Here is a 14,032-nt window from a genome sequence, read left to right on the forward strand (position 1 = left end):
CGAACCCTCCGGGTCCATGCGTGAAGAGCGGGCCCGCCCGCCCGAGGTCCTCCGCCAGCGCACCGTCCGGCGGCCGGTCGACCTCGCGGGGATCGGGCTGCACACCGGCCGGCCGGTGCGCGTGCGGCTGGGGCCCGCTCCCCCGCACACGGGCATCCGCTTCCGCCGGGTCGACCTCCCGGGGGCGCCGGAGGTGCGCGCGGACCTGGCGGCCGTGCAGGCGACCGCGCGCGGCGTGACGTTGGGGACGGCACCCGAGGCCGCCGTGGCGACCGTGGAGCACCTCCTCTCGGCGGCGGCCGGGCTGGACGTCGACAACCTCCTCTGCGAGGTGGACGGGCCGGAGCTGCCCGCCCTCGACGGCAGCGCGCGCGGCTTCGTCGAGGCGCTGCGGGCCGCCGAGCCGGTGGAGCAGGAAGCGTCGGCCGCCGTGATCGAAGTGGGTGAGGCGACCGTGGCGCACGGCGCGGGGCTGGCGCGCAGCGCGCCGGGGCCGGCGCTGGAGGTGACGTACGTCGTGGACCTGCCCGCGCCGCTGGGACGCCAGGTCGCCCGGTACGGCCCCGGGGTCTCCTACGCCGAGGCGATCGCACCGGCGCGGACGTGGGGTTTTGCGGAGGAGGCCGCGGCCCTGCGCGCCCGCGGGCTCGCGCACGGCGCCTCGCCCGACAACGTGCTCGTCCTGGGCCCCGAGGGCTACCTCACCCCGCCCCGGTTCCCCGACGAGCCGGCGCGTCACAAGCTCCTCGACCTGCTGGGCGACCTAGCCCTGCTGGGCGCCAGGCTGCGGGGGCGGATCGAGGTGGAGCGCGGAGGCCACGCGCTCCACTTGACCCTGGCCCGGGCGATCGCCCGCCGGGGGGCCGGGTCCATCGCGGATGGCGCGGGAGGGGTGGCATGACCGAAGAGACCGGCCGGAAGGACGCCATGGCGGTGGAGGAGATCCTGGCCGTGCTCCCGCACCGCTACCCCTTCCTCCTCGTGGACCGCATCCTCGAGGTGGGCCCCGACCGGATCCTGGGGCTGAAGAACGTCACCATCAACGAGCCCTACTTCCCCGGCCACGTGCCCGGCCAGCCGGTGATGCCGGGCGTGCTCATCGTCGAGGCCATGGCCCAGGTGGCCGCCTGCCTGATCCTCAACCGTCCCCACCTGCGCGGGCGGCTGGCCTACTTCGCCGGCATCGACCGCTGCCGCTTCCGCCGCCCGGTCTTCCCCGGCGACACCCTGCGCATTGAGGTGGAGATGCGGGCCGTGCGCGGGCGCATCGGCAAGGTGTGGGCGGTGGCGCGGGTGGAGGAGCAGGTGGTGGCCGAAGGCGAGCTCACCTTCGCGCTGCCCCCCGAGGCGACCTGGGGGGCCGACGGGAGGGATGAGGGCGCCTCGTGACGATGCGCACCGCCACCGACCCGCACGAGCCCTCCCCGCCGGTGGAGGTCCACCCGACCGCCGTCGTGGCGCCCGGCGCCTGGCTGGAGCCCGGCGTAGTGGTGGGGCCCTATGCGGTCGTCGCCCGCGACGTCGTCATCGGCCGGGGGACGCGCATCGGGCCGCACGTGATCATCGAGGACGGCGTGCGCATCGGCCGGGACAACGAGCTCTCGGCCGGGGTCATCGTGGGCTGCCAGCCGCAGGACCGGCGCTTCACCGGCGAGGTCAGCTACACGCTGATCGGCGACCGCAACTTCATCCGGGAGTACGCCTCGATCAGCCGGGCCACCGGCGACGGCGAGGCCACCACCATCGGCAACGACAACTTCATCATGTCCTACGCCCGCATCGACCACAACGTGCGCATCGGCGACCGCGTGGTGGTCGTGGGGGGCGCCATGCTGGCCGGGCACGTCGTCCTGGAGGACGGGGCCTACGTCGGCGGGATGGCCGCGTTGCACCAGTTCGTGCGCGTGGGCCGCCTGGCCATGGTGGCGGCCCAGGCGATGCTGCGCCAGGACGTGCCGCCCTTCATGCTGGCGGCGGGGCAGCCCGGGCGCTGCCGCGGCCTGAACCTGGTGGGGCTGCGCCGCCACGGCGTCAGCGCGGCCGACCGCATCACGCTGCGCCGGGCCTTCCGCATCCTCTACCAGTCGGGGCTGGGGATGGGCGCGGCGGTGCTGGCCCTGGAAGCCGAGCTCGGCCACCACCCGCTGGTGCGGGAGCTCATCGACTTCCTGCGGGCGGCGCGGGAGCGCGAGCGCGGGGTGATCCGGTGGGAGCGGTGAACGGCACGCTGGCCATCCTGGCCGGGGAGGGACGCCTCCCCGAAGTGCTGGCGGCGCGGGCGCGCGCCGGCGGCCGCCGGGTCCTGGCCATCCAGGTGCGCGGCGCGAGTCCGCAGCTGGCCGAGGCCGCCGACGTCTACGTGCGGACGCCGCTGGGTGAGGTCGGGCGCCTGCTGGCGCTGCTGCAAGGCGAGGGGGTCACCGAGGTGCTGCTGGCCGGCCGCTTCTCCCGGGCGGCGGTGCACGGCGACCTGGCCGGGGGGGACGCGGCCGCACGTCGCCTGCTGGAGACGGTGCGGGACCGGGGAGACCAGCCCTTCCTCGCGGCGGTGGCGTCGGCCCTGGGCCGGTGGGGCATCCGGGTGGGGGAGCAGCTGGCCTACGTGGGGGACCTGCTCGCCCCGCCGGGCGTGCTGGCCGGGCCGCCGCCCGCCCCGGAAGAGGCCACGGACGTCCAGGTGGCCGTGCGGGTGGCGCGCCACCTGGCCGACCTGGAGGTCGGGCAGACGGTCGTGGTCAAGGGCGGCGCGGTGCTGGCGGTGGAGGCGGCGGAGGGGACGGACGAGGCCATCCGCCGGGGCGGGTCGATGGCCCCCGGGGCGGTGGTGGCGAAGGTCGGCCGCACGCAGCAGGACCCGCGGTTCGACGTCCCCACGGTGGGGCCCGACACGGTGGCCACACTCGCCGCCGTCCGGGCGCGGGTCCTGGCCCTGGAGGCCCACCGGACGATCCTCCTCGACCCCATGGAGGTGCGCCACGCCGCCCAGGCCTCTGGGATCACGGTGGTGGCGGTGGACGCCCCGCCGCTCCAGCCGCGGGACGCGGAGGCGGGACGGTCATGAGCGAGGTGCGGGTGACCGACATCCACCCCACGGCAGTGGTGCACCCGCAGGCCCACCTCGACCCGGGGGTGCGCGTCGGCCCGTACGCGGTGGTGGGCGCGGACGTGGTCATCGGGGCGGGGACGGTGCTGGGGCCGCACGTCGTCATCGAGGACGGCAGCCGCATCGGGCGGGACAACGAGATCGCCACGGGGGCGGTGATCGGTGCCGTGCCCCAGGATCGCAACTTCCGCGGAGAGCGCAGCTTCGTGCGCATCGGCGACCGCAACCGTATCCGCGAGTACGCCAACATCAGCCGGGCCACGGGGGAGGGGCTGGCCACCGTCGTGGGCAGCGACTGCTACCTGATGGCCTACGTCCACCTGGGGCACAACTGTCAGATCGGCGACCGGGTCGTCATCGTGAACACCACACAGCTGGCGGGGTGGGTGCGGGTCGACGATGACGCCTACGTGGGCGGGATGAGCGGTATCCACCAGTTCTGCCGGGTGGGACGGCTGGCCATGGTCGGCGGCTACAGCGTCGTCCGGCAGGACGCCCCGCCCTTCACCATGGTGGTCGGGCAGCCCGCGCTGGTGCGCGGGCTCAACCGCGTGGGCCTGCAGCGGCGCGGCATCTCCCCCGACGACGTCCTGGTCCTGCGCCGCGCGCTGCGGCTCCTCTACGGCGGGCGCCGCGGGCTGCGCGCCGGCGTGGCCGCGCTGCGCGAGCGGCTGGGCGACCACCCCCTGGTCCAGGAGCTGATCGTCTTCGTCGAGCAGTCGCAGTCCGGCGGTCGGGGGATCGCGCGCTGGTCGCGCAACGGCGCGCCGGTGGTGGACGAGGAGGGGGAGCCGCTGCCGGTCGACCTCCCGTGAGGGAGGGGCCCGCCCTCTTCCTGGTGGCCGGTGAGGTCTCGGGGGACATCTACGGCAGCGACCTCGTCGCCGCGCTGCGGGCGCGGCGCCCCGACCTCACCCTGGTGGGGGTGGGCGGACCGCGCATGGCCGCCGCCGGGTGCGACGTGCTGCTGGACACCACGGCGTGGGGGGTGATCGGCTGGGCCGAGGCGGTGGTGCACCTGCCGGCCTTCCTCCTGCGCCTGCGCCGCGTGGAGCGGCTGATCCGCCGGGTCCGGCCGGCGGTGCTGGTCCTCATCGACTTCCCCGGGTTCAACCTCGTCCTGGCGCACCGCCTGCGCGGGGCCGTCCCCATCGCCTACTTCCTGCCGCCCATGGTCTCCACCCGCCGCGGTGACCGGGCGCGCCGCATCGCCGCGCTGGGCCTGCACCTGCTGCCCGCCTTCACCTTCGAGGCGGAGGCGTACCGGTCGGCTGGTGCCGACGCGGTCTTCGTCGGGCACCCGGTGCTCGACCGCGTCCGTCCCTCCGATGCCGCCGGCGAGGTGCGAGCCCGGTTGGCCCTCGGCGACGGTCCCACGGTGGCCCTCCTGCCCGGCAGCCGCTGGCAGGAGCTCCGCCGCCACCTGCCGGTGATGGCGCGGGCGCTCGGCCTGGCCGCCGAGGAGGTGCCCGGACTCCAGGCCGTGGTGCTGGTCGCCGCCGCGCCGTTCCACCCCTGGACGGCCCGCACGCTGGACCGGGCGGTGCCCTCGGGCATTCCGGTGCGCCTGGTGCCGGGAGGCACGCCGGAGGGCTATGCGGCGCTCGGCGCGGCGGACTTCGCCGTGGTCTGCAGCGGGACGGCGACGCTGGAGGCGATGGTCCTCGGCGTCCCCATGGTGATCGTCTACCGGCTCTCGCGCACGACCTGGTGGGTGGCGCGGCGCCTGGCGGCGGTGGGAACGGCCGGTCTCCCCTCGCTCGTGGCGGGGCGTCTGGTCGTCCCCGAGCTCCTCCAGGAGGCGCTCACGCCGCAGCGGCTGGCCGCGGAGATGGTCGCCTGGTTGCGCTCACCCGGTCGGCGCGCGGAGATGCGAGAGACGCTGCTGGCGCTGCGCGACCGGCTGGGCCCGGGCGGGGCCGCGGGCCGGGCCGCCGAGGCGATCCTGGGGCTTGTGGACGCGCCGGCGCGGCCGGGGGCTTGAATACACTGGTGGTGGACGCAGAGGATGTGGGCTCACGATGAGGGGTGCAGGAGGCCTTTCGAGCATCGGACCTGCGGGCGTTCGAGGACGCCTTCGGGACCGACATCATTCCGCTCGGCCGGACCGAAGCGGCACGCGCCGCCGAGGTGAATGCCTCGCTGGCGGGACAGGGGAAACGGATCGAGCCGTGACGTCCCCGCCGCATGCGTGACCCGGAGACCCTCCTGTGAGCGGGAACCGGCTCCTGCTCGCCGTCGTCATGACGACGGTGGCGGTGGCGGCGGCGGCCTGGCTGATTCAGGGACAGCACCGCCCCCCAGCGACGCCCGCCACGCCGGGAGCCAGTGCACCATCGCCGGCAGCCGCTGCACCGTCGCCGGGAGCCGCTGTACCGTCGCCGGCAGCCGCTGCACCGTCGCCGGGAGCGGCACCGCCGTCGCCGGGTGAGGGATCGCCGGCCCCGCTCCCCGGCATCCCGGCCGTGCAGATGTCGGAGGGGCGCCTGAGCGCCGCCGACCCGGCGGGGCGGCTGCAGTGGGAACTGGAGGCGCGCGGGCTGGTGGTCGACAATGAACGGCAGGAGGTCAGGCTGGAGCAGGTGACCGGGCACTTCTACGAGCAGGGGCGGCGCGTCGTGACCGTGGCGGCCGCCGGCGGCGTCTTCGACCTGCGCAGCCGGGACGTGTCTCTGACGGGCGGCGTGCGCGCCCACACGCCGACAGGGCGGCGCCTGGCGGCGGCGCGCGTGCACTGGAACGCCGCGGCGCGGCGGCTCACTGCCACGGGCGGCGTGCGGCTGGTCCAGGGAGGGATGGAAGTGCGCGCGGACCGCCTGGAGAGCGACGTGGCCCTGCGGCGGACGCGCCTCGTCGGCCACATCCGCGTCCGCGTCCATGAGGCGGAGCGATGACCGGTCATGCGAGCAGGACGCAGCGAGCGGCCCCGGCGCGCCCGCAGGGCGCGCGCCTGGCGGTCCTCGGCCTGGTCCTCGCGCTCGCCCTGGTCCTGGCGGCCGGGACGGTGCCGGCGGCGGCGCAGCCGGCGGCACCCCCGGCGGGCCCGCCGGCGCTGGATGCCACCGGCATCGTCTACGCCGAGTACGACGCGGCCGCGCGCACGTGGCTCCTGCGCGGCGAGCCGGTGGTCATCCGCTACGGCGAGGCGCGCCTGGCCGCACCGGAGGTCCGGTACGACGAGCGCACCGGGCAGGCCGTGGCCACGGGGGGCGTGGAGGTGCGGCGCGGGACGCTCACGGTGACCGCCCCGCGGCTCGTGGCCGACGTGCGCGCGCGCACCGTGGTGGCCGATGCCGGCGCGCGGCTGGTGGAGGAGCGGGAGGAGGGGCCGGCCGTCCTCACGGCCGGCCACCTGACGGTGGACCTGCGCCAGGAGACGGCCCAGGGGCGGGAGGGCGTGCGCCTGGAGGCCGGGCCGTGGCGGGGGGAGGCGCCGCAGGGGCGCTTCGACCGGCAGCGCGGCCTGGCCGTCCTCACCGGCGGCGCGGTGGTGCGGCGCGGGGAGGACGTCCTCACCGCGGAGACCATCACCGTCGACCTGAACGGGCGGCGGGCGGTGGCGACCGGCCGGCCGCGCCTGCACCTGGCCGCGCGCCCGGCCGCGCCCTGAGCAGGAGTCGAGCGATGCTGGCGGCCCGCAACCTGGTGAAGCGCTACGGCCCCCGCACCGTCGTGGACGGGGTCTCCCTGCAGGTGGAGCGGGGCGAGATCCTGGGCGTGCTGGGCCCGAACGGCGCCGGCAAGACGACGACCTTCTACATGATCGTGGGTCTGGTGCCGCCCAACGCCGGTGAGGTGTGGCTGGACCGGCACAACCTGACCGGGCTGCCGGTGCACCAGCGCGCCCGCCTGGGCATCGGCTACCTGGCCCAGGAGCCCTCCGTCTTCCGTGGCCTCACCGTGGAGGAGAACATCCTGATGGTGCTCGAGGCGAACGGGCAGCGGCCGGCGGAGCGGCGTGAGACGCTGGACAGGCTCCTCGAGGAGTTCCACCTCACGCCGCTCCGCCGGCAGCTGGGGGCGACGCTGTCGGGGGGCGAGCGGCGCCGCGTGGAGATCGCCCGGGTCCTGGCCATGGCCCCCGCCTACATCCTGCTCGACGAGCCCTTCACCGGCATCGACCCGAAGTCGGTGGCCGACATCCAGGAGATCGTCCTCTACCTGCGCCGCCGCGGCCTGGGCGTGGTCGTCACCGACCACAACGTGCGCGACACGCTGGCCATCACCGACCGGGCGCTCATCATCTACGAGGGGCGGATCCTCTTCGCCGGGACGGCCCAGGAGATCATGGCCAGCGAGGAGGCGCGGCGCTTCTACCTGGGCGAGCGCTTCCGCCTGTAACCCATGCGCATCCTCGACCGGTACGTCGTGCGCGAGGTGGCCAGCCCCTTCGCCTTCGGCGTGGCCGTCTTCGCCACGTTCCTGCTGGTGAACCACCTCTTCCTGCTGGCCCGCATCACCCTGCACCAGCAGCTGCCGCCGGGCACGATCCTGCACCTGCTCCTCCTGCGCGTCCCCTACGCCGTGGTCTTCTCGCTGCCCATGGGCCTGCTGCTCGGCACGCTGCTCGCCTTCGGCCGCCTCTCCGAGCGCAACGAGGTGGTGGCGATGCGCACGAGCGGCATCAGCCTGCTGCGCGTGGCCGGGCCGGTGGTGGTGACGGCGGTCCTGGTGGCGGGCCTCACCATCCTCCTGGCCGAGACCGTGGTCCCGGTGAGCGAGGACCGGCACAACCGGGCCTTCGCCGACGCCACCGGGGCGCCGCGCGTGGCGGGGAGCCACATCCTCTTCCGCGAGGAGATCGGGGAGCGCGTCTCCATCTTCTACGCCCGCAGCTTCGGCGAGGACGCCTCGGTGCTGCGCCACCTCACCGTGAACGAGTTCCAGGAGGGGCGCCTGCGGCGGGTGATCGAGGCCGAGGAGGCGCGCTACCGCCAGGGGGCCGGCTGGGAGTTCCTGCGGGGGACCCTCTACGCGCTGGACGGGCCGACGACGGTGCGGGCGGCCTTCGCGCGGATGGCCGTGGAGCTGCGGCGTACGCCGCGGGAGATCCTGCTCGGCCGCAAGGACCCCTCGGAGATGACCATCCGCGAGCTGCGCGCCTACATCGCCGTCCTGCGCCGCGCCAGCGAGTCCGTGGCCCAGTACGTGGTCTGGCTCCACTCCCGCGTGGCCTTCCCCGCCAGTGCGGTCATCTTCGCCCTGCTGGCGGTGCCCCTCGGCCTGCGCCCCCACCGCGGCGGGGCGGCGCTGGGGCTGGGCATCACCGTCGTCATCCTCATCGGCTACTACGTCCTGCTGAACACCACCCTGGCGCTGGGACAGACGGAGCGCCTCCCGCCGGTGCTCGCCGCCTGGGCGCCCAACCTGATCACGGGCGGGGTGGCCGGGGTGCTGCTGTGGCGGGCCCGGTGAGGCGCGGCCTGGTCCTGGTGGCCGTCCTGGCCGCCCTCCTCTTCCTCTGGCGGCTCGGAGCCGGAACGCTGTGGGACCAGGACGAGGCCAAGTACGCCCACATCGCCCGCGAGGTGGCCCGACGGGGGGAGCTCTACACCCTCTACGCCAACGGGGCGCCGTGGTTCGTCCACCCGCCGCTCGTCATGTGGCTCCAGGCCGCCACAGGCGCGCTTTTGGGCTTAAGCGAGTGGACCGCCCGCATCTGGTCGGCGCTGGCGGGAGTGGCGGCCGTCGTGACCACGGCGCACCTGGGGGCGCACCTCTACGGCCCGCCGGCCGGCGTCGCCGCGGGCGTGGTGCTGGCCACGACGCTGGAGGTCTTCGCGCTGGCCCGGCTGGGGCTGCTGGACATGCCGCTGCTGGCCTGGCTGCTGCTGGCGCTCGCGGCCGGGGTGCGGGCCACCGAGGGCCCGCGCCGCGCCCGCCGCCGGGCCTACCGGTGGATGTTCTTCTTCGCCGGCCTGGCCACGCTCACCAAGGGACCCGTCGGTGTGCTCCTGCCCGTGATGGTCCTGGGGCTGTGGTGGGTGGTCCGGGGGGAGTGGCGGGAGCGGTGGCGGGAGGTGCCGCCGGATGCCCTCCTCCTCTACGGCCTCGTGGGCTCGAGCTGGTACGCGGTCGAGACGGTCCGCCACGGGACGGCCTTCCTGCAGTCGGCCGTCGGCTACTACCTGATCACGCGCTTCGTGGGGGTGGTGGAGAACCAGCCCGGCCCCTGGTACTACTATGTCCCGGTCCTGCTGATCGGGGCGTTTCCCTGGTCGGCCTTCCTCCTGCCGGCGCTGCGCTGGCTGTGGGTGAACCGCCGCGAGGCCGCCGCTGCCCTGCTCCTGGTGTGGATCGCCGCCCCGCTCCTCTTCTTCTCGCTGGCCGGGACGAAGCTCCCCAACTACATCCTGCCGGTCTTCCCCGCCCTGGCCATCGCCGTCGGCCGCCTGTGGGCCGGGGCGGTGACCGCTGGGGGGCTGGAGCGGCGCCTTCTGGGGTGGGGCTTCGCCGCGCTCGTCCCCATCATGCTCGCGCTGACCCTCCTCGTGCTCCTCTTCGGCCGCCTGAAATACCCGACCGAGCTGACCCTCACCGCCCCGGCCATCCGGGGCGTGCTGGCGCTGCTGGCCGCCTCGGGGCTGCTGGCCGCCCTGCTGCACCGCATGGTGGGCCCCCGGGCCTCCGGGCCGGTCCTCGCGCTGGCCACAGCGGCCGTGCTCCTCGGGACGGTCACGTGGGTGGTGCCGCAGGCGGAGGCGCTGAAGTTCGCCCAGCCGGCGGCCGCGGTCGTGCATGCCCGGCTGAGGCCGCAGACGCGTGTGGTGGGGGCGGATGTGAGCGTGTGGGCTTCGCTCGTCTACTACACCGACCGACAGGTCGAGTGGACCTGGGATGCCAGGGCCACCCGGCAGGCGGTGTGCGCTCCCGGCCCGGTGCTGGTCGTCACCAAGCCGTCGGTCTACCGGGCCTGGGGGGAGCCGCTCGCCGACGTGGCGCGGCCGGTGTGGCGGCACGGCGAGGCGATGGTGCTGGAGAAGCGCCGCGCGTGTACCGAGGGCGGGTCGTGATGGCCGAGGCGCTCACCACGGTCGTCCTGCCGACCTACAACGAGCGCGCCACCCTTCCGGTCCTCCTGCGGGAGCTGGCCACGCTCGCCCCGGCCCTGCGCCTGGAGGCCGTCGTGGTCGACGACGCCTCACCCGACGGCACCGCCGAGGCGGCGGCCGCCCTGGACGGCGTCGACGGGCTCGCCGTGCGCGTCCTGCGCCGCAGCAGCAAGCTGGGCCTGAGCTCCGCCGTCGTGGCCGGGGCCACGGTGGCGCGGGGCGAGGTGGTCGTGGTGATGGACGCCGACGGCTCCCACCCGCCCCAGACCATCCCGGCGCTCGTCGCGGCGCTGCGCACGGGGGCCGACGTGGCGGTGGGGTCGCGGTACGTGACCAGCGGGCGCATCGTCGGCTGGCCCTGGCCCCGGCGGCTGGCCAGCCTCGTGGCCACCGCCACCGCCCGGGCGCTGCTGCGCCTCGAGGTGCGCGACCCGCTCTCGGGCTTCTTCGCCGCCCGTCGTGAGGTCCTGGCGGGCGCCGACTACTGGGCGCTGGGGTTCAAGATCCTGCTGGAGGTGCTCTCGCGCCACCGCGCGCTGCGGGTCGTGGAAGTCCCCTACACCTTCGTCGACCGGGTGGCGGGGCGCAGCAAGCTGGACCTGCACGAGGTCACGGCCTACCTGCGCCTGGTGCGCCGCCTGGTGCGCACGGCCGGGCCTGGGGCGCCACCCGGGGGCGTGACGCGGCCGGGGGAGGGCGGAGGGCGCTAGCACTATGGAGTTCGGCCTGATCCTCGTCCCCCTCCTCATCCTCGTCAGCGGGGCCATCGCCTACATCGGCAACCTGGTCGGGCGCAACATCGGCCGCCGCCGCCTCACGCTCTTCGGCCTGCGACCTCGCCGCACGGCGCAGGTGATCACGGTGGTCTCCGGGATGCTCATCGCGCTGGTGACCCTGGCCGCCGTGCTGCTCGTCTCCGCCGACGCGCGGACGGCCCTTTTCCGCTTCCGCGAGCTGCAGGCACAGACCGCCCGCCTGGAAGGGGAGATCGACCAGGCGGAGGCGCGGCTGCGGCAGCTCAAGGGCGGCGACATCGCCTACCTCACCAACCAGGAGGTCCTGCGGGGGCTCGTGGACGGGCGTCTCCCGCTCGTCCGGGTCCAGGCCGCAGTGGACCTGCTGCGGCTGCGCGCGGTGGACCTGGCCCTGGAGAACGGCATCGGGGTGGACGGGCAGACCGGCTCGGTGCTTATCCTCTTCCCCCCGCGCCTCACCTGGGACCGGGTGGCCGAGCTGGTCCGCACGCACCCGGGGGAGACGGTCGTCCGCATCGTCGCCAACCAGAACACGCTGCGCGGGGAGCCCCTGGAGGTCTACATCCAGCTCCTCGACAACGTGCTGGCCTTCCGCCGCGGCACGGTGCTCCTGCGCGGGACGGTGGACGGGCGGGCCCGCCGGGAGGAGATCGGCCGGCAGGTGCTCGAGCTGGTGGAGCGCTCGGCGGAGCCGGCCCGCCGCCGCGTGCTCTCGCCGCCGTTCGCGCGCATCACCGACCCGCCGGTGGTGCAGGCCGCCATCGACGACGTCCGCCGCCTGGTGGCCGAGCTCGACCGCCTCGACCGTCCGGTCGGGGTCGAGGTGGTCGTCAGCCGCGACACCTTCACCGTCGGTCCCGTGCTCGTGACGGTCCGCCGGCGCGGCTGAGCGCGGGGCTGCGGCCGGATCACCGCGCACGGCGCGGCAGCACTCCCCGGGCCCCATGCGGTTGGCCCCGCCCCGCGCGGCAGCCCCTGCCAGGCCCCGCGCGGCAGGACCCACCGGGGACGACGGTGAAATGAACCGCACGCGGCACAGGTGGACGGAGGTCCGCCTCCGTCAGAATAGGGAAGCCGGTGCCCCGGAAGATCCGGGAAGTCCGGCGCGGTCCCGCCGCTGTAACGGAGAGTGCGCTCCCATGCCGGTCGCCCTCGCGGGGGGCGGTCGGCGCCACTGGGCCCTGCGCCTGGGAAGGCCGGGAGCGTGCGAGGATCCGGAGCCAGAAGACCTGCCTGTGCCCACCGCCCGCCGTGGTCCACGGGACCCGCGGAGCGGCGCCCTCGACCTTCGCGGAAAGGGAGGTGGGCTCGATGGGACGTCTGGCCCCGCGCGCCCGCAGACCCACTGCGGGCGCGCTGCTCTTGCTCCTCGTGCTCGCGTCAGGCACGGCGCCCGCCCGTGGGCAGATCCCCACGTTCGAAGGGGAGGAGGTGGTCGTCCCCGGCCTCCGCCCCCAGCACAGCGCCACCACGCCAGCCTACGTGACCGTCCTCTCCGGGGAGGAGCTGCGGCGCATGGGCTTCCTGACCCTCGCTGAGGCGCTCACGCTGCTGGCCGAGGTCACCGTGCGCTCCGCGGGCGGCGGCACGATGAGCCTGCACCAGCCCTCGGTCCGCGGCAGCACCCCCCAGCAGGTTCACGTCCTGCTGAACGGTGTGCCGCTGGGCGCCACGGCCCAGTTCGGCGTCTCCCTGGGCACCATCACGCTGGCGGAGGTGGACCGGATCGAGGTCGTGCGCGGCCCCTACGCGGCGCTCCACAGCGGCTTCGCCGTCATCAGCGTGACGACACGCCGGGACGCCCGTCCATCGGCGCAGGGCATGGCGGCCAGCCACGGGACGACGCAGGGCGTGCTGCGCCTCGGCGCCGACACCGATGCGGGCATGGTGCGGCTGGGGGTGGAACGCCTGGCCACCGCCGGCTACCGGCCCAACGGCGACGGCACGCGCTGGACCGGCGTGGCGCGGTGGGAGCGGGACGCCGGTGCGGGTCGCCTGGCCCTCACCCTGCACCACAGCGCCGGGGAGGCGGGCCTGCCGGGGACCACGGCGTTCCCGACGCCTGCAGACCGCCTGCGCGACGCCCGCACGGCAGCGGCGCTCGCCTGGACACGGGAAGGCGCAGACGGCCTCCGCCTGGGGCGGGTCTGGTGGCTGGGCGACAGCCTCGACTTCACCTCGCCGGGATTCGCCAGCACGAGCCGGGGCCAGGCCTGGGGAGGCACCTGGCAGGCCTCGCACGCGCACGGGACGGGTGTGCTCGGGTGGGGCGTGGAGTGGCAACAGGCCACCTTCGCCTACCGCGACACCTTCTCGGCCTTCGACGCCCGCACGACCACCGCCGCCGCCTACGGCCAGCTCGACGGGATGCTGGGCGACCGCACCCTCGCCGGCCTGGGTCTGCGGCTGGAGCACCACTCCGCCTACGGCCTCCAGGTGAACCCGCGCCTGGGCTTCGTGCACTTCCTCTCGCCGGTGGTGCGGCTGCGCGGCGGGGTGGGACGGACCTCCCGGGCTCCAACGATGGGGGAGCTCTTCTTCCCCGGCTGCAGCAACCCCAACCTGCGCCCGGAGCAGGCCTGGGCCGCCGACCTGGGCGTGGAGGTGGTCCTGCGGCCGGGGACGCTCCTGCGCCTCAACACCTTCTACACCGACGCGCAGGACCTGATCCTCGGGGGATGCCCGCCCCAGAACGTGGGGTCGGCGCGCATCGCCGGCGCCTCCGCGGACCTGGTCCTGCGAGCGGCGGGCCCGTGGAGCGGCACCCTCACCCTCACCTGGACCGATGCCGTGGACCGCACGACCGGGCAGGCCCTGCTCCGACAGCCGGCCTGGCAGGCGGCCCTCGCGCTGCGATTTGCGGTCGCGCCCGCCACCACGCTGGGGCTCGTGGCCGCCTACGTGGGGGCCCGGCCCGACCTGGACTTCTCCACCTTCCCGGCGACACGGGTGACGCTGCCGCCGTACCTGACCGTGGGCCTGCGCGCCGAGCACGTGGCCGGCGACGTGGTCTGGCGGGCGGGGGTGGACAACCTCTTCGACGCGCGCTACGAGCCGCTCGCCGGGTTCCCCGCGCCCGGGCGCACCGTCTACCTGCAGGTGGGCGGGCGGTTCTGAGCTGA

15 protein-coding genes and 1 riboswitch are annotated in these 14,032 nt (G+C 75.3%); all 15 genes read left to right on the forward strand.

The features are described 5' to 3' along the window. Positions 1–16: 16 nt before the first annotated feature. A complete protein-coding gene (lpxC, locus tag RB146_01260; protein ID MDQ7827610.1) occupies positions 17–901 on the forward strand; it encodes a UDP-3-O-acyl-N-acetylglucosamine deacetylase in 885 nt (294 codons plus the stop codon). Next, complete coding sequence (fabZ, locus tag RB146_01265; GenBank protein ID MDQ7827611.1) at positions 898–1,389, forward strand: 3-hydroxyacyl-ACP dehydratase FabZ; 492 nt, start codon at positions 898–900, stop codon at positions 1,387–1,389. Before lpxC ends, fabZ begins: the two co-directional genes overlap by 4 nt. Before the next feature lie 2 nt (positions 1,390–1,391). After that, positions 1,392–2,219 carry an acyl-ACP--UDP-N-acetylglucosamine O-acyltransferase gene (gene lpxA / locus RB146_01270; GenBank protein ID MDQ7827612.1) on the forward strand — a complete coding sequence of 276 codons (828 nt, stop codon included), beginning with the start codon at positions 1,392–1,394 and terminating at the stop codon, positions 2,217–2,219. After that, positions 2,207–3,061 carry a UDP-2,3-diacylglucosamine diphosphatase LpxI gene (gene lpxI, locus RB146_01275; protein MDQ7827613.1) on the forward strand — a complete coding sequence of 285 codons (855 nt, stop codon included), beginning with the start codon at positions 2,207–2,209 and terminating at the stop codon, positions 3,059–3,061. Before lpxA (RB146_01270) ends, lpxI begins: the two co-directional genes overlap by 13 nt. Continuing rightward, the gene (lpxA, locus tag RB146_01280) at positions 3,058–3,918 is read left to right on the forward strand and encodes an acyl-ACP--UDP-N-acetylglucosamine O-acyltransferase (protein ID MDQ7827614.1); all 861 of its coding nucleotides are present in this window, start codon (positions 3,058–3,060) and stop codon (positions 3,916–3,918) included. Before lpxI ends, lpxA (RB146_01280) begins: the two co-directional genes overlap by 4 nt. After that, on the forward strand, positions 3,915–5,087 hold the full coding sequence (gene lpxB / locus RB146_01285) for a lipid-A-disaccharide synthase (GenBank protein MDQ7827615.1): 1,173 nt from the start codon (positions 3,915–3,917) through the stop codon (positions 5,085–5,087). The genes lpxA (RB146_01280) and lpxB overlap by 4 nt, the downstream gene beginning before the upstream one ends. Before the next feature lie 44 nt (positions 5,088–5,131). Continuing rightward, positions 5,132–5,278: a hypothetical protein gene (locus RB146_01290; protein ID MDQ7827616.1), complete on the forward strand. Its 147-nt coding sequence runs from the start codon at positions 5,132–5,134 to the stop codon at positions 5,276–5,278. 35 nt (positions 5,279–5,313) lie between these two features. Continuing rightward, positions 5,314–5,997: an LPS export ABC transporter periplasmic protein LptC gene (gene lptC / locus RB146_01295; GenBank protein ID MDQ7827617.1), complete on the forward strand. Its 684-nt coding sequence runs from the start codon at positions 5,314–5,316 to the stop codon at positions 5,995–5,997. Beyond that, on the forward strand, positions 5,994–6,713 hold the full coding sequence (locus RB146_01300; protein ID MDQ7827618.1) for an LptA/OstA family protein: 720 nt from the start codon (positions 5,994–5,996) through the stop codon (positions 6,711–6,713). Before lptC ends, RB146_01300 begins: the two co-directional genes overlap by 4 nt. A 14-nt stretch (positions 6,714–6,727) precedes the next feature. Further along, positions 6,728–7,444: an LPS export ABC transporter ATP-binding protein gene (gene lptB, locus RB146_01305; protein ID MDQ7827619.1), complete on the forward strand. Its 717-nt coding sequence runs from the start codon at positions 6,728–6,730 to the stop codon at positions 7,442–7,444. A 3-nt stretch (positions 7,445–7,447) separates the two neighbouring features. After that, a complete protein-coding gene (locus RB146_01310; protein MDQ7827620.1) occupies positions 7,448–8,518 on the forward strand; it encodes an LptF/LptG family permease in 1,071 nt (356 codons plus the stop codon). Further along, entirely contained in the window at positions 8,515–10,116 is a 1,602-nt protein-coding gene (locus RB146_01315) for a glycosyltransferase family 39 protein (GenBank protein ID MDQ7827621.1), read from the forward strand. The genes RB146_01310 and RB146_01315 overlap by 4 nt, the downstream gene beginning before the upstream one ends. Then, entirely contained in the window at positions 10,095–10,865 is a 771-nt protein-coding gene (locus RB146_01320) for a polyprenol monophosphomannose synthase (protein ID MDQ7827622.1), read from the forward strand. Before RB146_01315 ends, RB146_01320 begins: the two co-directional genes overlap by 22 nt. 4 nt (positions 10,866–10,869) lie before the next feature. Continuing rightward, on the forward strand, positions 10,870–11,799 hold the full coding sequence (locus tag RB146_01325; GenBank protein MDQ7827623.1) for a DUF3084 domain-containing protein: 930 nt from the start codon (positions 10,870–10,872) through the stop codon (positions 11,797–11,799). Positions 11,800–11,930: 131 nt separating this feature from the next. Then, a riboswitch (cobalamin riboswitch) is annotated at positions 11,931–12,162 on the forward strand. A gap of 59 nt (positions 12,163–12,221) precedes the next feature. Next, positions 12,222–14,027, forward strand: a complete 1,806-nt coding sequence (locus RB146_01330; GenBank protein MDQ7827624.1) for a TonB-dependent receptor — start codon at positions 12,222–12,224, stop codon at positions 14,025–14,027. The last annotated feature ends 5 nt before the right edge of the window (positions 14,028–14,032 follow it).

The sequence above is a fragment of the Armatimonadota bacterium genome, from assembly GCA_031081585.1.
Classification (GTDB): Bacteria; Sysuimicrobiota; Sysuimicrobiia; order Sysuimicrobiales; family Humicultoraceae; genus Geohabitans; species Geohabitans tengchongensis.

Bases quoted from the DNA above. Each gene is read 5' to 3' on its own strand.
- lpxC (MDQ7827610.1), top strand. From the start codon at position 17: ATGCGTGAAGAGCGGGCCCGCCCGCCCGAGGTCCTCCGCCAGCGCACC.
- RB146_01310 (MDQ7827620.1), top strand. From the start codon at position 7,448: ATGCGCATCCTCGACCGGTACGTCGTGCGCGAGGTGGCCAGCCCCTTC.
- RB146_01330 (MDQ7827624.1), top strand. From the start codon at position 12,222: ATGGGACGTCTGGCCCCGCGCGCCCGCAGACCCACTGCGGGCGCGCTG.
- fabZ (MDQ7827611.1), top strand. From the start codon at position 898: ATGACCGAAGAGACCGGCCGGAAGGACGCCATGGCGGTGGAGGAGATC.
- RB146_01325 (MDQ7827623.1), top strand. From the start codon at position 10,870: ATGGAGTTCGGCCTGATCCTCGTCCCCCTCCTCATCCTCGTCAGCGGG.
- lpxA (MDQ7827612.1), top strand. From the start codon at position 1,392: ATGCGCACCGCCACCGACCCGCACGAGCCCTCCCCGCCGGTGGAGGTC.
- RB146_01300 (MDQ7827618.1), top strand. From the start codon at position 5,994: ATGACCGGTCATGCGAGCAGGACGCAGCGAGCGGCCCCGGCGCGCCCG.
- lpxA (MDQ7827614.1), top strand. From the start codon at position 3,058: ATGAGCGAGGTGCGGGTGACCGACATCCACCCCACGGCAGTGGTGCAC.
- lptB (MDQ7827619.1), top strand. From the start codon at position 6,728: ATGCTGGCGGCCCGCAACCTGGTGAAGCGCTACGGCCCCCGCACCGTC.